Below are 18,772 nucleotides of genomic sequence, written 5' to 3' on the forward strand. Positions count from 1 at the left end.
CTACTTCACCGCGCCCCCGGTGATGCCGGAGATGATGCGACGCTGAGCGAAGATGAACACGATCAGCAACGGCAGGCTCGAGATCACGACGTACGCGAAAATGAGGTTCCAGTTGTTCTGGTAAAGGTTGCTCGACGCGATCTGGAAGAGATTCAGCTGCAGCGTCGTGGTTGACCCGCCACCCAGCACGAAGAACGAGTAGAAGACGTCGTTCCAGATGTACAGGCAGACCAGGATCGTGGCCGTGGCGATCACTGGCCTCAGCAGGGGCAAGATGATCGTGAAGAAGATCTTCAGGGGCTTCGCACCGTCGATGCGCGCAGCCTCTTCGAGCTCGATGGGAATCGTTCGCACGAAGCCCGTGATGAAGAAGATGACGATCGACATGTACATACCCATGTAGACGAAAATCATGCCCGCGGGGCTGCTGGCCAGCCCGAGCTGGCGCAGCAGCAGAACGATCGTGACTACCGCCGGGGGCAGAATGAGCCCACTGATCGCTGCGGCGTAGAGAACGGATGCCCATCGGCTTGATCGACGCGCCAGAATCCAGGCCGCAAGCGAGCCGAACAGAATCACGCCAATGACCGAGGGAACCATCACCAAGAGGCTGCCGAGCAGCCCCCGCCACACTTCGCCGTCGGTGAAGGCCTGCACGTAGTTGTCGACGATGTGCCACGATGTGGGCAACGACAGGTCAGGCAGGTTCGCCTCCCCCTGGCTCTTCGCAGAGGTGATGAGCGCGAGCCAGAGCGGAATACCCACGGCGATGACGCAGAGCGCGATGACAACGACGGGCTGAACGAATCGCACCCAGAGGTTCTTGTGGCGTTTGTAAGAAACTACGGCGGTGATCACAGTACGTTCTCTCTTCTGCGCAGGTAGCCGACAACGGGAAACGCAAGAACCAGAACCAGGAAGAAGAGCACGAGGCTCATCGTTGTGGCCTGCGCGTACAGCCCGTATCCGAAGATCTGGAAGATGTAGATGTTGAGCACTTCGGTGGTCTGCGCGGGCCCCCCACCGGTGGTCGCCTGTACGGTGTCGAACCCGTTGAGCGATCCGAGCAGGGCGGTTGCGAAGTTGAAAGTCACAGCGGGAGCGAGAAGAGGAAATTTGACTCTGAAGAAGGTCTTCCACGGCCCCGCGCCGTCCATCTTTGCTGCCTCGAGTACGTCTTCGGGCACCGTCTTCAGCCCGGCGAGAAAGATGATCATCGCCAAACCCATCCACTTCCACGAGTTGACGAAGGCGACCACCAACAGGGTCCACGTCGTGTCGCCGAGCCAGGCGATGTCGACGTGCTGCCCCGTGAAGAACTCGAGGATGCCGTTGACGGCACCCGATGGCTTCAACAGTGCCTGAAAGATGTAGCCCACGGCGAGGGCCGACATGAGAACCGGAATGAAGAAGATCACGCGCGCAAACCGGTTGATCCGGGTGTCGCGCTCAAACAACACAGCCAGGCCCAGACCGAACAGATTCTGCAAGATGCCCACCAGCGCCGCATAGATCAGCGTCACCCGCAGGGCGGAGAACAGCGATCCGTCAGACAGCAGACTGCTGAAGTTGTCGAAACCAATGAAATTGATTTCGTTCTTGAAGGCCGACCAGTCGGTGAAGGCGTAGATGAAGTTGAAGATGGTGGGAAGAAAAAAGAACACTCCGAGCACCGCGAACGCGGGCAGCAGAAACCACGCGGGGTGCGTCGTGGTCTGGCGTCGCCTTGAGGTGCGCAGTCTGTTCCGCTGGAGTTGGCGGGGTGTCTCGACGATGGGGTAAGCCATGGTGCTTCGTCTTCCTCTGGAGTGGGTGAAAAGATGGGTGGGGCCGCTGGATGACCCGAGCGGCCCCACCTGTGACGCTAGAAGCCCGCGATTCCCAGTGCTTTGGCAAGCTGGGTGAACTGCGCCTGGGTCAGCTTGCCAACGTCTTCGGGCGTCTTGGTACCGTGCACCATGTCGGCGAGAAAGACGTAGAAGTCAGGGTTGACCACAGCCAGCTGCTGCATTGAACCGACGGAGTTGTCGAGCGCCTTCGACGCGTCGAGGGCAACCTGGGGCACGCCGTCGGGCGTGGCCACACTGGGCTCGATCGAGATCTGGTTAGCCTGATCGATGTAGCTCTTGTAGTCGGTCTCCATCCAGAATCTCAGAAACTGGCGAGCGGCGGCTTCTTTCGTGGCATCTCCGGTCTTCGGCGCAACGAGTGCGCTGTCACCGCCGGGGATGATGGTACCGACGTTGCCCGCTTTCGAGATGGGAAACCAGCCGATCTTCGAGTTGATCGTGGCGGTGTCGGCCGTCGACTGCAGAAGTGACGTGAACGAACTGATCTGCAGAACCATCGCGGCATCACCGTTCAGAAGTGCGGGGCCTGACTCGTTGTAGGTCGAGGTGAGATTGTCGGAGTTGAACAGCCCGGCATCGACAATGCTCTTGTACTCGGTGATGGCGCTCTGGATTGTGGGGCCGGAGAACGTGTCTTTGCCCGAGTTCACGTTGTCCCACAGCCCCTTCTGTGCGTCTTCGGCCAGAAGAACCTGCGGCCACCACTGTGTGGGCCAGCTGTCGCCGACCGCGCCGAAGAAAGGAGCCGCGCTTGTCGACGATTTGATGGTCTTCGCATCGGCCAGCAGTTCGTCGAAGCCGGCCGGCATGGTGGTGATGCCGGCTTTGGCGAAGACATCTTTGTTGTAGAACATGCCGATGACAGAAGGCGTGTTGACGAATGCCGCATACGTCTTGCCGTCGACCTGGCCGAGCTTTTGAACTCCGGCGCTGAGGTTCTTCATCCACGGGGCGCTGCTGAGATCTTGCAGGCCCGTCTTCGGCTGCAGAAGCGCCAGCACACTTGCCGTCGGCTGCCATGTGGCGAGGTCTGGCTTCGACCCTGAAGCGATCTTCGTCGGAGCGTTCGTTTCGTACACGTCGGGAATGATGACCTTGTTGATCTTCGCCCCGGTCGCTTTCTCGAAAGCGCCGATGACCTGGTCGGCCATCGTCGCCGTCTGAGTGGCTGTCCAGTAGGTCAGCGTCACTCCATCGAGCTTGGCAGTCGGGTCATTCCACGTCACTTCAGCGCTGCTGCTCGAACTGCCAGGGTTGGCTGCTGAACAACCAGCGAGCAGTAGAGCGCTCGTCGCGGCGACAGCTGCCGCCATCACCAGTCTTTTACCGATCATTTGTGCGTTTCTCCTCATCATTGATTGATTTTCGCTTCGGTCAATGCCCGAGGGCATTCAGTCTTGAGTTAGCTTCGAACGCGTCGTCGCTTACGCCCGTGCGGCCAGACGAAACAGGCGCGCCGACGGCCCGGCGCTGGCTGGCGTGACGGTGAGCAACGACGAACCAGCGTTCCAGGTGGGATGCCAGTCGCCCAACGTCACGGGATACAGGGTGCTGACTTCGATCGATTCTCCGGCCGCGGCAAGAGAGGGCAATGTGAGTTCGATGCTCTGTTGACCGTCATCCCGTGACCAAACGGCAAGATAGGTGTTCTCTGCCGAGCGCAGACCCAGCACGACCGTGTCGTCGTACCAACCCGGCAGCCCAAGCGGCCAGAACGGCTCGCTCGCTGCCACGTCGGCTCGGATGTCCTTGTGAACGTCGACGCCATGCGAGACCAACGCGAGTTGATGCTCATTCATACCGTCGAGAAAACCCGAGAGATACAGCCTGCCTGCGAGCCCGTTCACCATATTGAAGGCGATCGCTTCATCTGATTCGTTCGGCTGCGGATACGACCAGTTTGCGGCTTGCTCGGGAACGAGCGACGCAGGGGCGGCAGCCGCAATGGTGGCGTATAGCCGGTAGTCCTGCTGGTCTGACGTGGACTGGAGATCGAGCCGCGACATCATGGCATAGTCCATACGCATGGCACCCGAGGCACAGTTCTCGAAGATCACATTCGGATGCCGCGCGATTATGCCGTCGAGCCAGGCCAGGTGCGCACGATTGTGATCGAGCAATCCCTCACCGGCACTCAGGGCATCGAGGTCAGTACCCGAGCCCGGCGTAACGTTGTAGTCGAGTTTGAAATAGCGTGCACCCTCATCGATGACGAGGTGATCGACAACCCTGTCGAGGTGCGCAATAGTGGCGGGGTGCCGAAAGTCGAGCAGGTACCGGTCGTGCTCCACGACTCGTTCGCCGAACCGCTGGATGAATGCCTCGGGAGGCAGAGCGCCGGCCATCGGACTCTTGACCCCCACGACTTCGGGCTCGAGCCACAGCCCCGGCTGCATGCCCTTCTGCCGAATGTACGAAAGCACCCTCTCGAGCCCGCCATCAGGAAACCGCACCGTCGAGGGCTTCCACTCGCCGACACTCGGCCACCAGTTGCCCCCGTCGTCGTACCAGCCCGCGTCGACGCAGAAGTATTCGGCGCCGACGGCGGCCGCCGCGTCAATGAGGGGAAGCAGCTTCTCGGTCGTCGGATCGCCCATCAGGGCATTCATGTAGTCATTGAAGATGACGGGCATGTGTGCATCTGGCACGCTGCGGCGTCGCATCGCACGCCGCTGGGCTGTCAACCCCGCGATCGCGCCTTCGTATCCGGCGTCAGACACCGCAAACGAGACGGGAACACTGGTGAAGTGGCCGCCCGCACCGATTGAGGTATTCCACTGATGGTCGATGTCTGTCGGCCCCGAGACGACCAGCGACACTGCGTTCTCCGCGTCGCGACGACCGTCGACCTCCCAACGCCAGGCCCCATTGTGCTCGATCTGCCACGCGAGCGCACGCCCGGTCTCTCTGTTCTCAAGAACCCCGGTGGGCAGATATTCACCGGAAGACCACGTCGACTTACTGACGGTCGTCAGCGTTCCGCGAGCGTCATGATCATGCAGAGTCGTGTTGATTTCGGGCAGGCCGTCAGGGCCGTGGAGCTCAATCCACGCCCAGCGGCTCTCTCCGCACCATTCCGACCGGCCGCGCAGCAGCGAGACATCGGCCATCTTTTCACCACGGGCGAGAAACGCGCCGGTGGCGAAGGAGCTGACCATCTGCACGATCTGAGGGTTCTCGCCCTCGTTGGTCACGGTGGTGCTTGTCTGTACGGCGGCGACGCCATCGAATGCCTCAAAGAGACTCGTCACCGCCAGATTCGTCTGTTCATCGAACTGCACGATCGACAGTCGATTGCGCCCGTCGCCCGCTGTCGACACTGAGTGCTCGCGGTACCGCAGCCTCGCGCCAACACCGGTGTGGCTGAAGCGAGTGTTCGAGAGAGCGTGGCCGTCGCCGAGCACCATGACTTCGACAAGAGGCTGCAACCGTTCGACCACCGTACGGTCATCGAGGCCCGCTCGGCGCGTGGCGAGCGCTATCTCAGAGATACGGGCCGGCGCGCTGTCGCTGAAGTCGATCACGATCGAGATCGTCTCTGTGTTCCATCGAATAGTGTTTCGGCGAATAGACGTATCCATCAGGGCTCCTTTGCACAGGCCGTCGGCTGGGACCGAGACGGTGGTTCACGCCATGAAAACGTTGATCATTTTCGGCTGAACATGATGCTACCTGATTTGATCAACGTTTTCATGGGTTGTTACAAATCTGTGACATCGGGTGGATCCATGCCCGACACGAGCTAATGAATAGTGCGGCCGGCCCCGCCCGCCCGAGGCGGCGCCGTGCTGTCGCGCACGATGAGATGCGGCGAGGGCGACGAGGCGTCGGCTGGCCCGTCTGCGCCCTCACGCTCAGCGACAAGGAGATGCAGCGCCGAAGCGCCCAGCTGTACAAAATCCTGAGCCATCGTGGTGAGCGACGGCGACCACAGCACAGCATGGGGGTGGTCGTCGAAGCCGACCACGCTCACGTCATCCGGCACAGACAACCCGTTCAGTTGCAGCGCCTTCATCACGCCGAAGGCGATCTCATCGTTTCCCGAGAGAACGGCTGTCACATCGGAGAGACCGGCGAGTATGAGGCCCGCCTCGAAGCCCGACTGCGCCGACCAGTCGGCCAGCACCACCTCGGGCACCTTTCGCCCCGCCTCGAGCAGCGCCTCTCGCCAGCCCACGAGCCGCCCACTCGGCCGACCGGAACTCGGTACTGCGACATAGTGAACCGTCTCATGACCGAGCGAGAGAAGGTACTTGGTGGCCTCGTAACCACCCTTGTGATCGTCGAACAGCACGCGCCGTGCGGCGCGCCCATCGTTCGTCGATGTGACCACCGCAATCGGCAGCGTCTCGGGCAGCGCCGACAGCGCTCGCTCACCCTGCAGATCAAAGTCGAGAACGATGACCCCGGCGAGCGGTTGCCCCAACATCAGGTCAACCGCCGCCTTGACGTCAGCCTCGGTAGCGGAGTTCACCACCGTGATCGCCACCAGCAGTCCGGCGGCGCGCGCCGCTTCTTCGATGCCCTGAATGGTGGCAGCGTAGCCGAACCGCGTCGTGTTGCCTGCGATGATTCCCACCATCGACTGCCGCCCCCGTACAAGCGCACGGGCGGCCTCGTTCGGCCGGTACCCGAGCTCGAGAATGGCGTCGTCAACACGCTTGCGTGTCTTGTCGCTCACCGGCGTCGCCCCGGTCAGCACCCGTGAAACAGTCGGCACCGAAACCCCGGCCACCCGCGCCACATCGGCGAGAACGGGCACGCGCTCGCGGGGCCGATGATCCATGGGCCGAGTCTAGTGAGCCCGCAGTGGTCAGGCCGGCTGGGCCGCCAACTCGGTGACCTTGCCGCCCTTGATGTGCAGGCGCCGCTCGGCCCGGCGAGCCACCGCTGAGTCGTGCGTCACGATGATGAGCGTGAGCCCTTGGTCGCGCCAGAAGCTCTCGAGCAGTTCCATGATCTCGTCACGGGTGTCTTCGTCGAGGGCACCGGTCGGCTCGTCGGCGAGCAGCACGTCGGGGCGCTTGACCAGCGCGCGAGCGATGGCCACCCGCTGCTGCTGCCCACCCGAGAGCTCGGCCGGAAGGTGGCCGAACCGTTCGGAGAGCCCCACAGAGGCCAGGGCGTCCTGAGACCGTTGCCGACGCTCGGCACCCGAGACACCCAGCGGCGCCAGGGCAGTCTCGACGTTCTCGAGGGCAGTGAGTGTGGGAATCAGGTTGAACCCCTGAAAGACGAACCCCACCTCTTTTGCCCTGATGGCGGCCAGTTTGCCGTCGCCGAGCTTCGAGAGCATCGACGAGCCCAGCTGCACCTCGCCTGAGGTCGGCCGGTCGAGGGCGCCGAGCATCTGCAGCAGGGTCGACTTGCCGCCGCCGGTGGGCCCCTGAATGGCAACCATCTGGCCGTCGGGAATGCTCAGATTCACCGAGTCGAGCGCCGTGATCTTTCGTTTCGACGCGTTGTAGGTCTTCGTTACGTTCTTCAGTTCGTACATGTCTGTCTCCTCAGTCGCACAGTGGTGGGGTCGATGGTCTCGGTGGCCGGATGCCCGGCCCTAGCCGACCGAACGCAGAGCCTCGGCGGGCCGCAGTCGGGCCGCACGCCAGCCACCGATCGCACCGGCGAGCAGCCCGCCCAGCACAGCGAGGCCGACAGCGATCAGGATGATGCCGAGCGTGACCGGCGCTTGCAGCGTCACAGTGGTCGACGCGACGGCTTTCGCCGCGGCGCCGAACCCGCCGCCTGCGCCACCCCCGCCGGGGCCGGTCGCTGCGCTGGTCGCGGCGGCTGACCCGCTGAGAGTCGGAGCAATGATGTTCACGACGAGTACTCCCACCAGACCCACCACGATGCCGATGGCACCGCCGATCAGGCCTTGCACCACCGATTCTCCGGCGACCTGGCTGACGATGCGGCGATTGCTCCAGCCGACGGCTTTGAGGGTTCCGAATTCACGCGTTCGGCGGGTGACACCAGAGATCGTGAACAGGATGGCGATCAGGAACGCCGCGGCCAGCACGAGGATCGAGAGCCACGTGCCGAGATTCGAGACGAGCGAGGAGGCGGTCGAGAGCGAGCCGGAGACGGTCGAGGCGAGGTCGGCCTGCGTGCTCACGGTTGCCGTGGGAAGCGCGCTCTTCAGGGAGGTGGCGAGCTGGTCGACACCGCTCGAAGAGGAGGCGGTCACGTAGATGTTGCTGATCTTGCCCACGTTGCTCGAGAGGGTCTGGGCGACATCGAGGGGAATGTAGACGTCCGAGGCCGTGACGCTGTCAGAGCCCGACGACGAGACGGTGCCGACGATGGTGAAGGTGGTGCCTCCGATGCTGATGGTGCCGCCCGTGGCCAGCGAGGCCGAGGTCGCGTAGCTCGAGTCGAGCACGGCGTTGTCGGTTCCCACATCGGCCGCGGTGAGCAGGCGACCGCTGGCAAGGGTCACCGCTGAGAGGGGGCCCACTGAGGCGCCGGTGGGGTCGAGCCCGAGAACGGTGAAGTTGTCGACGCTGAACGAGCTGCCGCCCGCACCGTCGGGGCCGCCGGTCGGGGCCGTCTGAGTGGTGGAGGAGCCGGCCTGGCCGCCCACTGCCCCGCCCGCTCCACCGGTGGTGCCCGATGTGCCCGTCGCCTGCGAGGGCAGCTGGCCGCTGAACGTCATGTTCGTGAGCGACAGCGTTGCCGTTGCGGCAGAGACGCCGCTCGTGGCACTCACGGTGTCGAGCTGGGTGGCATCGAAGACCGTCTCGGTGCGACTCGTCGTGAGCGTCGACTGGTTCAGCGTTGTCGTGCCGCCCGCCGTCGCGCCAGAACCCGAGCCGAAGGCGAACGCCCCTGGCGCGGCTCCGGCCGTGGGTGCGACAGCGGCCTGGCTGATCGTAATGTCGGTGCCGACCCCGTAGACCGACTGCAGAACCGACGCCTGCGCGCCCTGCACCCCCGCCGAGATCGAGTTGACCAGAATGACCAGGCCAATGGCCAGCGCCATGCCGATCGAAATGATGACGGTCTGCTTTCGCCGATTGACAAGCTCTCGCCTGAGGTACGTGCCGAACATGGGGCTCCTTCGTGTGGGGTCTGACCCGACGTTACGAAGGAGTTCTATGCGCTCACCATGCCGGTGCTATGAACCACGCATGCAAACTCGCGGGTCTCCGGATGCACGGCAGCAGGCATCCGCAACCACCGGCCCGAGCAGAGCTACCAGGTGCCGGCGGGTGACGCCACTATCGGCACGTCAACGTACGACCAGTGCGCTCCGTTCGCGTAGTGGCTCGAGGCCCACGGGGAGGCCCAGATGGCCTGCTCGATGACGTTCGTCGGGGCAGAGGCGGCGAAACCGGCAACGATCGCCGAGTACCCGCCGACGCTGTGCAGAGCTTCTGCGCAGTTCGCGGCGGCGGTCACGAGGGTGTCGTAGCTGCCGAAGCCGCTGCCGCCGCCCGAACCCCAGCCGTTGTTGAGCGGGTTGTTGCGGTTCCACCAGTCATCGGTGCCGTTCTCCTGGCGCATCCAGCGCAGCATCACGGTGATATTCGTGTCGCTGAGCGGAAACCCGGCGAGCGCCAGCACCAGCGTTGCCCAGTCGCGGTTGGTCGTGCCGGCGGCGAGGTTCTTGGCCGCAGACGCCGAAGCGTAGTCGTCGCGCGTCACGATGACACCCGACGCGTCGCCGGGTACCCGCACGATCTGCAGGCTGCCGCCGGCGCTCGCCTGAACGTGGCCGTCGGCCGGCGTCACGGGCGGTGGCGCCAGCGACACGAGGGCCACCAGCCCGAACGCAGCGAGGGCGGCACCCACGACCGTCACACGGGTCACCCTGTTACGGGGGGAGCGGGGCGGCCCGGCCAGAAACGAGAACACCACCTCAGGGTAGCCCCCACTACCCATAGCGGCACCTGAGTGTCAAGGTCGGGGGGCGGTGTGCCTGCGGCGGCGTACGAGCGGTTACGTTTGAGCATGGCCGTTGATCTGATCTCGCTGTCGCCCATGCAGTCGCTGGGTATCCCCATCGCACTGGTGGGGTCGGTGTTCCTCGCCCTCGGCACAGAATTCCAACACCGCGGCGTCAACAAGGTGGATGCCGCGACCACCACCAGCGCCAGAACCGGCCTGAACGTGCAGCAGTTGTTCGCGCTCGCGCGGCGCCCCTCATGGGTCATCGGAACCCTCATGCTCGGCCTCGCAGTGGTCTGCCAACTGACCAGCCTCTTTCTCGCCCCCCTCACGGTGGTTCAGCCGCTGGGCGCGCTCGCCCTGGTGATCACCGCCATCGTGAATGCTCGAACACACAAGCAGAAGCTGTCGAAGTCGACCATCCGCGCGATCGCGTTCTGCGTGGGCGGCATCGGGCTGTTCGTCACCGTGGCGGCGCTGACCACCAGTTCTGTTCCGATCGGCACGACCCAGCTCGTCATCGTGCTCATCATCCTGGCCGTTGTGGTGAGCCTTCTCATCGTGGCCTTCGTGCTCTTTCGTAAGCGCGTGAACACCGTCTTCTACATCTTCGGTGCCGGCATTCTGTTCGGCTTCGTGGCGACCCTCGCGAAACTCGTGATCGACCGTGTGCACACCATCATCAACAATGGGTTCCACCTCGTTGCCGGTGACGGCCTCACCATCGTCTGCCTCGTCGGCGTCATCGTGGCAGCCCTGTTCGGTTCGTACTTCGTTCAGACGGCCTACTCGTCGGGGCCGCCCGACCTCGTGGTGGCCGGGCTCACCGTCATCGACCCCATGGTGGGCGTGACGATCGGCATCATCGTGCTCGGCGAGGCCGCCTCGGCCCCGTGGTGGGCAGGCATCGTGTTCGTGATCGCCGGCGGCCTCGCGGTGTACGGGGTCATTCAGCTGGCCCGGCGGTCGCCCATTGCCGCACCCGTTTGAGCGAAGAGCATCCCTTCCCGTTCTGGCCGGCACCGGTGCATGCTTGAGGCATGGATGCACTGCGACTCACCCTCCTGGCCGAGCAGATTGCCACAGCACTACCCGCCAGCACCCAGGGGCAACCGTTCGGCGAGGGTACCGAGGTGTTCAAGGTCGTGGGCAAGGTGTTCGCTATCGTCGGATCCCGCGACAACCGGCCGCTCGTGACGCTCAAGTGCGCACCCCCGCACGCCGAAGCGCTTGTGGCGCAACACCCGAGCGTCACCCCGGGGTACCACATGAACAAGCGGCACTGGATCTCGGTCATCCCGGGCGAGGAGACCACCGAGACGCTTCTCGAAGACCTCATCGGCAACTCGTACGACATCGTGGTGGCGACGTTGCCCCGTGATCGCCGGCCCGGGCGGCCTGTCTAGGCTGGGGTCATGGCTACAGTCATTCTCGTGCGGCACGGCCGCACCACAGCGAACGCCAGCGGAGTGCTGGCCGGTCGTACCGCAGGGGTCAGGCTTGACAAGGTGGGCGTCGGCCAGGCCGAGCGCACCGGCGAGCGACTTGCCACGGTGCCGTTGGTGGCCGTGGTGTCGAGCCCTCTGGAGCGCTGCCGCCAGACGGCGAAGCTCATTCTCGACCGCCAGAACGGCTCGCCCCTGGCCCCCATCGACCGCGGCATCACCGAGTGCGACTACGGGCAGTGGCAGGGCAGGCCGCTCAGCGAGCTGTCGAAAGAGCCACTCTGGTCTGTGGTGCAGTCGCAGCCGTCGGCCGCGGTCTTTCCCGGTGGCGAGTCGCTGGCCGCTATGCAGGCCCGCTCGGTGGCGGCGATCCGCCGCCACGACGCCGCCATTGAGGCCGAATACGGGCCGGGCGCGGTGTGGGTGGCCGTGAGCCACGGCGACATCATCAAGTCGATCCTCGCCGACGCGCTCGGCATGCACCTCGACCTCTTTCAGCGCATCAACGTGGGGCCGGCCTCGGTCTCGATCGTGCGTTACTCGGCCAGCCGCCCCGACGTGATCGCCACCAACACCGATTCGGGCGACCTCTCGTGGCTGCGGGCGACCCCGGCGACAACCGACGCGCACGTGGGCGGCGGAGCAGGCCACGAGGCGCCATCCAGCGATTCTGGCGCATAAAATATTCTCATGCCCACTATCGTTCATGAGTTCGCCTGGCCCGACCGGCTCGTCGTCGGCACTGTCGGCCACCCCGGCGCTCGCACGTTCTACCTGCAGGTGCGAACCGGCGCCCAGATCGCCAGCGTTGCCCTCGAGAAGGAGCAGTCGGCGCTGCTCGCCGAGAAGATCGACGAGATTCTCGATGAGCTGATGGCCGGCGAGGGTAACCCCTACAGCGTGCCCACCATCACCCCGATCGAACTGGTCGACAATGAGCCGCTCGACCAGCCGGTCGAGCAGGAGTTCCGTACCGGCGCGATGAGCCTCGGCTGGGATCCGTCGACCGCGCAGGTCGTCATCGAGGCATACCCCCTGGTCGAAACCGACACCGATCAGGGCCAGGGTTTCGACCCCGACACCGACGAGCCGGCCGAGAAGCTGCTGGTTCGCATTCCCGTCGGCACCGCGCGGGCGTTCGCGAAGCGCACCCGCGAGGTGGTCGGGGCTGGCCGGCCACTCTGCCCACTCTGCGGCAATCCCATCGACGGCGACGGGCACATCTGCCCGGTTCCCGGCGAGGTCTGATGCCCGAGGCCGACGTGTTCGACGGTGCCCTCGACATCACCGATCGCATCACGACGGCCTCGAATGGAACGTTTCTCGCCCAGCTCGGCGATGTCGACGTGGTGTACAAGCCCATCTCCGGCGAGCGCCCGCTCTGGGACTTCCCGAGCGGCAACCTGGCGAACCGTGAGGTGGCAGCCTACCTCGTCTCAGAGGCGTTCGGCTGGAACGTGGTGCCGCGCACGTGGCTGCGCGACGGGCCGTTCGGTGAGGGCATGGTTCAGCTGTGGCAGGAGGCCGACCCCGAGCAGGAGGCCGTCGACCTCGTGGCACTCGACGCGGTGCCAGAGGTGGGGTGGCGGCACGTCTTCGAGGGGCGAGACGAAGACGATCATCCCGTTGCCCTCATTCACGAAGACTCAGTCGCCCTCAGGCGCATGGCCGTGTTCGACATCGTCGTGAACAATGCCGACCGCAAGGGGTATCACATTCTGGCGATGCCCGACGGGCACCGCCACGGCGTCGACCACGGCCTCACTTTTCACGTCGAACACAAACTGCGCACGGTGCTGTGGGGCTGGCTGGGCGACGACCTCGAGCCTGACGAGGTCGCGGGGGTCGAGCGGGTGCGCGAGGGTCTGGCCGGTGACCTCGGCGCACGACTCGCAGAGCTGATCAGCCCCGTCGAGTTGCTAGCTCTGGGCCGCCGGTGCGACCGGCTGCTCGCGAACCCACGGTTTCCGGCGCCGCGGGGGCAGATGCCCGCGATGCCGTGGCCACTGTTCTGACCTGGCCCAGTTCGCCCGAGCCGAGCCGGATACGCTCAGCGCGCCCAGAGCCCGTCCGAACGGCCGAACAGCTCATCGAACCCGCTGCCGGCGGCACCGAAACCGCCGCCCGGTTTGCGTGAACCGAGGTACGAACCGACCACCGCCGCACCGAGATCGTCGGCTTCGGGCGCGACGACCGTGCCGCCCACCCGCCGGGCCATCGAGTCGATGAACCGGGCCAAGCCCGGGTCGTCGCCCAGCCTGAAGAACGAGGTGTGCGCTCCGAGCCGCATCGAGTTGTCGAGCTCGCGCACCGCATACGCCACGGTCACCGGGTCGGGCGGGTAGTTGAAGTACACCTCGCCGTTCGGTTCGAGGTGCGACGTGGGCTCACCGTCGGTGACGATCAGCAGCACCGGCTGCGCAGTGGGATGTTTACGAAAATGACGATTGGCGAGCAGCAGGGAGTGGTGCAGGTTCGTGCCCTTCTCCCACATGGCATCGAGGCCGATGAGCTGCTCGATCTGCATCACCTCTGCCGCCCGCCCGAATCCGATCAGCTGCAGTTCGTCGCCGCGGAACCGGCTCGTGATGAGCGTGTGCAGAGCAAGCGCGGTGCGCTTCATGGGCACCCACCGACCATCCATCGCCATCGAGAACGACGTGTCGACGAGCAGCGCGACACACGCCTGCGTTCGCGCCTCGGTCTCGTGAACCTCGACGTCACCGATTTCTATGCGGATGCCCGAACCTGTCGGTCGCCCCTCCCCCGCCGTGCGAGTGAGGGCGTTCGTGATCGTACGCGTCACATCCCACGGTTCAGTGTCGCCGAACGCCCACTCGCGGGTCGCACCGGAACGGTCGCCCGCAGCCCCAGCCTGCCGCAGGTCGCGGTTGCCCTGGCGTCCCGAGAGCTTCTCGGCCACGTCGCGCAGCAGTGCTTTCCCGAGCGCACGCATGGCCTTCGGGGTCAGCTTGTACTGCCCGTCAGACCCGCGTTTCATGGTGCCCGACTCGTGCAGCGCCTTCTCGAGCTGCTGCAGGGCGCGGGCGTCGACGGTGGCCTGATCGCCGAGCTGGCGTGTGAGCTTGTCGAGGTCGAGATCGTCGAGCCGCGAGCCGTTGTACGACTGCGACAGCTGCTCAGACAGCTCGTCGAGATCGGCGAGGTCTTGGAAGACGCCGGTGCCGTCACCGAGCCCGAGGCCCTCTTGACCTTCCATTCGCTCGGAGCCACCCCAGTTCTCGCCCGGGCGGAGCGACTGCAGGTTCTCGTCGAGCTGAGCGAGCGACTGCATCAGCTCGGGGCTGCCGAAGGCCTGCTGGGCGAGGGCGTCCAGCTCGTCGCGCTGCTCCTGGGTCATCGAGTTGCGCATGCGCTGGGCCGCCGCGGCGCGCTGGGCGAGCGTGTCGAGCAGCTCGTCGATCGTCTGCGGGTTCTCCGGAAAGTAGTCGGCGTGCTTCTGCATGAACTCGTCGAACTGCTCGGGGGTGTCTGTGCCGCGAGTGTGGGCGTCGAGCAGCGCGTTGAGGTCGTTCAGCATCTCGGCGATGGCCGCGCGGTCGTCATCTGTCGCGTTCTCGAGCGCGTTCTTCATGCCGGCGAAACGCTGGTCGAGCATCTCGCGGCCGAGCAGGTCTTTGATCTTCTCGAAGTCGGCCCGGGCAGCGCCGCTCTGCCAGTCGTAGCCGTTCAGTTCACTCACGGCGGCGGCAGGCGACGCCGGCAGGTTGTCGAGCTGCATCTCGGCCAGGGCCCGATCGCCCTCGTCGAGCCCTGCATCGCGGGCGAGTTGCTTGCGCTCGGCGAGCACGGCCGAATCGAGCAACTGCTTGATCTCCTGCAGCGTGCCGTCGAGGTTGTGCTTCTGAGCGAGCTCCTGCCGGCGCTCCGCCACCCGGCGGGCCAGGTCGTCGAGCCCGGCGCGGTCTTTGCTCCCGCGACGCAGGAACTCGCGCATCGCCTGCTCGGGCGAGTAGCCCGCCATGACGTCTTCGCCGATGGCATCGAGGGCCTCGGTGAGGTCGACGGGCGCCGCCAGCGGATCGGGGCCCCCGGCGTACCTCGCATAACGGGTGGCCCGAGACAGCCGCCGGTTCGTTCTAGCCATAGATGGCCTCTCCCCCGCCGCTCTCCTTGCTCACCTTGCGGGAGAGGTACAGACCCTCGAGCGCCAGCTCGATCGCGCCGGCCCGTTCACCCTCGGTACTCGCGCCCAGCCGCCCAGCGATCTCGTCGTACAGCTCCGACTCACCGAGGGCCGGCAGGCCCGCCAGAAAGTCGCGGGCGGCGACCTGCTCGCCGGTCGTGACCATGGCACCGCTCTCGAGGGCATCGACCAGCACACTGAAGTCGATTCCCCTGAAGTGCTCCCTGACCGTCTCGGCCGTGGCCGTTCGCAGCAGGTGGTCGAGAATCTCGTCGGCCCGGTCTTCTTCGCCCGACTCGAACTCGATCTTGCCGCCGAGCACGTCGACAGCCGTCTCGAGGTCGATCGGCCGCGCCACGGCCTGCTCCTCGCCCTGCCGCGTGGCCCGGTGAATGGCCGCCGCGGCCACCGTCTCGGCGCCCGCGATGGCGAAGCGCGCGCTCACGCCGCTCCGCTGGTCGACGGCGCTCGAACCCCGCAGCGCCCGAGTGAACCGGGCGAGAATCTCGACGAGGTAGTCGGGAACCTCGGCGACCAGGTCGGCCTCCTGCCGGATCACTGCGATCTCGTCGGCCAGCTCGGTGGGGTAGTGCGTGCGAATCTCTGCGCCGAACCGGTCTTTCAGCGGCGTGATGATACGCCCGCGGTTCGTATAGTCTTCGGGGTTCGCACTGGCCATCACGAGCACGTCGAGCGGCAGTCGCAGCACGTACCCGCGAATCTGAATGTCGCGCTCCTCCATCACATTCAGCATCGCGACCTGAATGCGCTCGGCCAGGTCGGGCAACTCGTTGATCGCCACGATGCCCCGGTGGCTGCGCGGAATGAGACCGAAGTGAATGGTCTCGGGATCACCCAGGCTCCGCCCCTCGGCGACCTTCATCGGGTCGACATCGCCGATCAGGTCGGCCACGCTCGTGTCGGGCGTCGCGAGCTTCTCGAAATACCGCTCTTCCCGCGCGCGCCAGGCCACCGGCAGGTCATCGCCGAGTTCGGATGCCCGGCGCCGGCTCTCGCTCGTGATGGGTTCGTACGGGTGTTCACCGAGCTCAGACCCATCGATCACCGGCGACCACTCGTCGAGCAGCCCCACCATCGTGCGGAGCAACCGCGTCTTGCCCTGGCCGCGCTCACCCAGCAGCACGATGTCGTGCCCTGCTATCAGGGCCCGCTCGACCTGGGGTATCACTGTCGACTCGAACCCGTGCAGGCCCGGCCACGGATCACGCCCCTCGCGAAGCGCAGAGAGCAGGTTGTCACGAATCTCTGCACGCAGGGTTTTCTGCACATGCCCCCCTGTACGGAGGGCGCCGACGGTTGTCAAGGCTGGTCGCATCACCTCCGCAATGCTACGCCTGCACGCCTGAGGCGGAATATATTTTGTATGTACAACCTTTCATCAAGTGCCGACTCGCCTCCTGTCGACAAGCCTCAAGAGAAAGCCGAAGCAGTGACCACCCAACAGACGGCTGTTGAAAAGCACTACCTGATGTCTCCAGAAGAAAACGTTCAGCGCATCGTGAAGACCGGCACAGTGTGGTTCGCTGCCGCTGTCGGTTCGATCGCCGTTGTTCTCGGCCTGCTGCTCGCTTCGGGCTGGCGACCTGCTCTGCTGACGGGCGGTGTGCGGCTGCTGTTCTGGGTCGCTTCGTCGCTTGTGGCACTGAGTGTGGGGCTGATCGGATGGTCGGGGTGCCCCATTCTCGAAGTCGACGTACCCACGGCCGACCGCAACAAGTCGCGCACCATGCAGCTCGGCACCATGATGTTCATCGTGGGCGGGGCGGCGGCACTGCTCGCGATACTACTGGGGCCCGCCCGGTAACTCCCTCAGCACCTCGAACATCGCGCTCTCGATCTCGCTCAGGGTCTCTACCGATCCGTCGGCGATCCAGTGCTCGAACGAGAGGCGAAAGACGGTCACTCCCGACTCGGCCGCGAGTGAGGCGGCGGGCTCGGTGACACCCCGTTCGCGGAGGGCCGCCGCGAGAACGCCCGCGAGCGATGCCATCTTCAGCAGCTCACGCTCCTGCAGCTCGGGGTGGGCGGCGATGACCTTCTGGCGAAGGCGGGAATACGGGCGACGTTCTTCGTTGAAGACGTGCGATGCCCGGCACACCCCCGCAACCGATGCTGCGACGATATCGAGGGGCCGGGCATCCGGAGCCGCGGCAGTGACGCCGTCGATGAAACCCTGCCGAAATTCTTGCTGGCCGCCGAAGAGCACCTCGCGTTTGTCGGTGAAGTAACGGTAGAACGTGCGCTCGGTGAGCCCCACCGCTGCCGCGATGTCGGCGACGGTCGTCTCGTCGAAGCCGTTCGCCACGAACAGCTCGAGGGCAGCCTTCTGCAGGCGCTCGCGCGCCGCGGGTTCCCATCGTGCCATGCGTCGATCATACCCGGCGGAAACCGGTGATGACAGAACCTGACATGAGGACTAGAGTGGCTTTCGGAACCGATGACAGGTTCTGACATCGAGAGCCCGACCGGCGAACGGCGGGCAGACAGGGGCACCACTCATGCGCGTCTTCATCACAGGGGCATCCGGCTGGATCGGCTCTGCCGTCACCGACGAACTGCTCGCGAACGGCTACCAGGTTCTCGGGCTCGCCCGGTCTGACTCCTCGGCAGAAGCCCTCGAAGCGAAGGGCGCCGAAGTGCTGCGCGGCGACCTCGACGACCTCGAGGCGCTGCGGTCGGGTGCCTCATCGACCGATGCCACCATTCACCTCGCGAACAAACACGATTGGGCCAACCCCGCCGTGTCGAACAAGGCCGAGCGCGAGGCCGTCGAGACGATCGGCGAGGCGCTGGCCGGATCGAACCGAAAGTTTCTGCTCGCCTCCGGCGTGGCCGGGGCCGTCGCCGGCCGAGCACTGACCGAAAACGACGCGTCGCCGTTTCACGGCCTCGAGTCGCCCCGCGGCGGCAGCGAGAACCGCGCCCTCGAGTACGTCGAGCAGGGTGTCGGTACCGTGAGCGTGCGATTCGCGCCCACCGTGCACGGGGCCGGCGACCAGGGCTTCGTGAAGTTCATCGTCGACGCCGCGCGCGCCAACGGCTTCTCGGGCTATGTCGGCGATGGCGCGAACAACTGGCCGGCGGTTCACCGTTCAGATGCCGCGCGTGTGGTGCGTCTGGGCCTCGAGAAGGCTGCCCCGGGCACGCTGCTGCACGCCATCGGTGAGCAGGCCATCCCGACCCGCACCATCGCCGAGGCCATCGGGCGCGGGTTGAACCTGCCCGTGCGCTCGATCGACCCCGGCGAGGCCACGGCGAAGCTCGGCATGATCGGTGGCTTCTTCGCGATGGATATCCCCGCGTCGTCGGCGCTCACCCAGCAGCTGCTCGGCTGGACCCCCACCGGCCCGACCCTCGTCGATGACCTCGACGCCGGTTCGTACTTCGCGTAGCCCGTCACCCGCCGCTCCCCCTCC

The 18,772-nt window shown here is 65.4% G+C and carries 18 protein-coding genes; 7 read left to right on the plus strand and 11 right to left on the minus strand.

The features are described from left to right. The 8 genes from D4765_RS12155 to D4765_RS12190 form a co-directional block, all read right to left on the minus strand. Positions 1-858: a carbohydrate ABC transporter permease gene (locus D4765_RS12155; RefSeq protein WP_201799307.1), complete on the minus strand. Its 858-nt coding sequence runs from the start codon at positions 856-858 to the stop codon at positions 1-3. Then, positions 855-1,787, minus strand: a complete 933-nt coding sequence (locus D4765_RS12160; RefSeq protein WP_162849204.1) for a carbohydrate ABC transporter permease — start codon at positions 1,785-1,787, stop codon at positions 855-857. Before D4765_RS12160 ends, D4765_RS12155 begins: the two co-directional genes overlap by 4 nt. Before the next feature lie 77 nt (positions 1,788-1,864). Then, on the minus strand, positions 1,865-3,184 hold the full coding sequence (locus D4765_RS12165) for an ABC transporter substrate-binding protein (protein WP_136642567.1): 1,320 nt from the start codon (positions 3,182-3,184) through the stop codon (positions 1,865-1,867). A 90-nt stretch (positions 3,185-3,274) separates the two neighbouring features. Further along, complete coding sequence (locus D4765_RS12170; protein ID WP_136642568.1) at positions 3,275-5,431, minus strand: glycoside hydrolase family 36 protein; 2,157 nt, start codon at positions 5,429-5,431, stop codon at positions 3,275-3,277. 161 nt (positions 5,432-5,592) lie between these two features. Next, the gene (locus tag D4765_RS12175) at positions 5,593-6,636 is read right to left on the minus strand and encodes a LacI family DNA-binding transcriptional regulator (protein ID WP_136642569.1); all 1,044 of its coding nucleotides are present in this window, start codon (positions 6,634-6,636) and stop codon (positions 5,593-5,595) included. Between the two features lie 27 nt (positions 6,637-6,663). Beyond that, positions 6,664-7,347 (minus strand): ABC transporter ATP-binding protein, encoded by a 684-nt coding sequence (locus D4765_RS12180; protein ID WP_136642570.1) that lies wholly within the window; start codon positions 7,345-7,347, stop codon positions 6,664-6,666. A gap of 60 nt (positions 7,348-7,407) precedes the next feature. Beyond that, entirely contained in the window at positions 7,408-8,904 is a 1,497-nt protein-coding gene (locus D4765_RS12185; protein ID WP_136642571.1) for an ABC transporter permease, read from the minus strand. A gap of 143 nt (positions 8,905-9,047) precedes the next feature. Next, on the minus strand, positions 9,048-9,737 hold the full coding sequence (locus D4765_RS12190; protein WP_136642572.1) for a hypothetical protein: 690 nt from the start codon (positions 9,735-9,737) through the stop codon (positions 9,048-9,050). Positions 9,738-9,806: 69 nt separating this feature from the next. Here D4765_RS12190 and D4765_RS12195 point away from each other — a divergent pair, with 69 nt between their 5' ends. From D4765_RS12195 to D4765_RS12215, 5 genes are read left to right on the plus strand one after another with little or no spacing between them, the layout of a single operon-like run. Further along, entirely contained in the window at positions 9,807-10,733 is a 927-nt protein-coding gene (locus tag D4765_RS12195) for a DMT family transporter (RefSeq protein ID WP_136642573.1), read from the plus strand. Between the two features lie 50 nt (positions 10,734-10,783). Continuing rightward, entirely contained in the window at positions 10,784-11,149 is a 366-nt protein-coding gene (locus D4765_RS12200; protein ID WP_136642574.1) for an MmcQ/YjbR family DNA-binding protein, read from the plus strand. A 9-nt stretch (positions 11,150-11,158) separates the two neighbouring features. Next, positions 11,159-11,869, plus strand: a complete 711-nt coding sequence (locus D4765_RS12205; protein WP_136642575.1) for a histidine phosphatase family protein — start codon at positions 11,159-11,161, stop codon at positions 11,867-11,869. A gap of 9 nt (positions 11,870-11,878) precedes the next feature. Further along, positions 11,879-12,436, plus strand: a complete 558-nt coding sequence (locus D4765_RS12210; protein WP_136642576.1) for a DUF3090 domain-containing protein — start codon at positions 11,879-11,881, stop codon at positions 12,434-12,436. Further along, complete coding sequence (locus D4765_RS12215) at positions 12,436-13,203, plus strand: SCO1664 family protein (RefSeq protein ID WP_136642577.1); 768 nt, start codon at positions 12,436-12,438, stop codon at positions 13,201-13,203. Before D4765_RS12210 ends, D4765_RS12215 begins: the two co-directional genes overlap by 1 nt. Positions 13,204-13,238: 35 nt before the next feature. Here D4765_RS12215 and D4765_RS12220 read toward each other — a convergent pair whose 3' ends face one another. Together D4765_RS12220 and D4765_RS12225 are read right to left on the minus strand one after the other, a co-directional pair. Further along, on the minus strand, positions 13,239-15,296 hold the full coding sequence (locus tag D4765_RS12220; protein WP_136642578.1) for a vWA domain-containing protein: 2,058 nt from the start codon (positions 15,294-15,296) through the stop codon (positions 13,239-13,241). After that, complete coding sequence (locus D4765_RS12225) at positions 15,289-16,671, minus strand: MoxR family ATPase (protein WP_136642589.1); 1,383 nt, start codon at positions 16,669-16,671, stop codon at positions 15,289-15,291. The genes D4765_RS12220 and D4765_RS12225 overlap by 8 nt, the downstream gene beginning before the upstream one ends. Positions 16,672-16,785: 114 nt before the next feature. Here D4765_RS12225 and D4765_RS12230 point away from each other — a divergent pair, with 114 nt between their 5' ends. Next, on the plus strand, positions 16,786-17,160 hold the full coding sequence (locus tag D4765_RS12230) for a hypothetical protein (RefSeq protein WP_161580437.1): 375 nt from the start codon (positions 16,786-16,788) through the stop codon (positions 17,158-17,160). On the opposite strand, the gene D4765_RS12235 is transcribed toward D4765_RS12230, so the two are convergent. Further along, positions 17,140-17,721, minus strand: coding sequence for a TetR family transcriptional regulator (locus D4765_RS12235; protein ID WP_136642580.1), 582 nt, complete (start codon positions 17,719-17,721; stop codon positions 17,140-17,142). The two genes, D4765_RS12230 and D4765_RS12235, sit on opposite strands and share 21 nt — an antisense overlap. A 133-nt stretch (positions 17,722-17,854) precedes the next feature. Between D4765_RS12235 and D4765_RS12240 the strand changes: the two genes are divergently transcribed. Further along, positions 17,855-18,748 (plus strand): SDR family oxidoreductase, encoded by an 894-nt coding sequence (locus tag D4765_RS12240; RefSeq protein WP_136642581.1) that lies wholly within the window; start codon positions 17,855-17,857, stop codon positions 18,746-18,748. Positions 18,749-18,772 lie beyond the last annotated feature (24 nt).

The sequence above is a fragment of the Subtercola vilae genome (genome assembly GCF_004923255.1).
Taxonomy (GTDB): Bacteria; Actinomycetota; Actinomycetes; order Actinomycetales; family Microbacteriaceae; genus Subtercola; species Subtercola vilae.

Bases quoted from the DNA above. Each gene is read 5' to 3' on its own strand.
- D4765_RS12215 (WP_136642577.1), top strand. From the start codon at position 12,436: ATGCCCGAGGCCGACGTGTTCGACGGTGCCCTCGACATCACCGATCGC.
- D4765_RS12180 (WP_136642570.1), bottom strand. From the start codon at position 7,347: ATGTACGAACTGAAGAACGTAACGAAGACCTACAACGCGTCGAAACGA.
- D4765_RS12235 (WP_136642580.1), bottom strand. From the start codon at position 17,721: ATGGCACGATGGGAACCCGCGGCGCGCGAGCGCCTGCAGAAGGCTGCC.
- D4765_RS12195 (WP_136642573.1), top strand. From the start codon at position 9,807: ATGGCCGTTGATCTGATCTCGCTGTCGCCCATGCAGTCGCTGGGTATC.
- D4765_RS12210 (WP_136642576.1), top strand. From the start codon at position 11,879: ATGCCCACTATCGTTCATGAGTTCGCCTGGCCCGACCGGCTCGTCGTC.
- D4765_RS12165 (WP_136642567.1), bottom strand. From the start codon at position 3,184: ATGATCGGTAAAAGACTGGTGATGGCGGCAGCTGTCGCCGCGACGAGC.
- D4765_RS12185 (WP_136642571.1), bottom strand. From the start codon at position 8,904: ATGTTCGGCACGTACCTCAGGCGAGAGCTTGTCAATCGGCGAAAGCAG.
- D4765_RS12220 (WP_136642578.1), bottom strand. From the start codon at position 15,296: ATGGCTAGAACGAACCGGCGGCTGTCTCGGGCCACCCGTTATGCGAGG.
- D4765_RS12190 (WP_136642572.1), bottom strand. From the start codon at position 9,737: ATGGGTAGTGGGGGCTACCCTGAGGTGGTGTTCTCGTTTCTGGCCGGG.
- D4765_RS12170 (WP_136642568.1), bottom strand. From the start codon at position 5,431: ATGGATACGTCTATTCGCCGAAACACTATTCGATGGAACACAGAGACG.
- D4765_RS12175 (WP_136642569.1), bottom strand. From the start codon at position 6,636: ATGGATCATCGGCCCCGCGAGCGCGTGCCCGTTCTCGCCGATGTGGCG.
- D4765_RS12200 (WP_136642574.1), top strand. From the start codon at position 10,784: ATGGATGCACTGCGACTCACCCTCCTGGCCGAGCAGATTGCCACAGCA.
- D4765_RS12205 (WP_136642575.1), top strand. From the start codon at position 11,159: ATGGCTACAGTCATTCTCGTGCGGCACGGCCGCACCACAGCGAACGCC.
- D4765_RS12160 (WP_162849204.1), bottom strand. From the start codon at position 1,787: ATGGCTTACCCCATCGTCGAGACACCCCGCCAACTCCAGCGGAACAGA.
- D4765_RS12225 (WP_136642589.1), bottom strand. From the start codon at position 16,671: ATGCGACCAGCCTTGACAACCGTCGGCGCCCTCCGTACAGGGGGGCAT.
- D4765_RS12240 (WP_136642581.1), top strand. From the start codon at position 17,855: ATGCGCGTCTTCATCACAGGGGCATCCGGCTGGATCGGCTCTGCCGTC.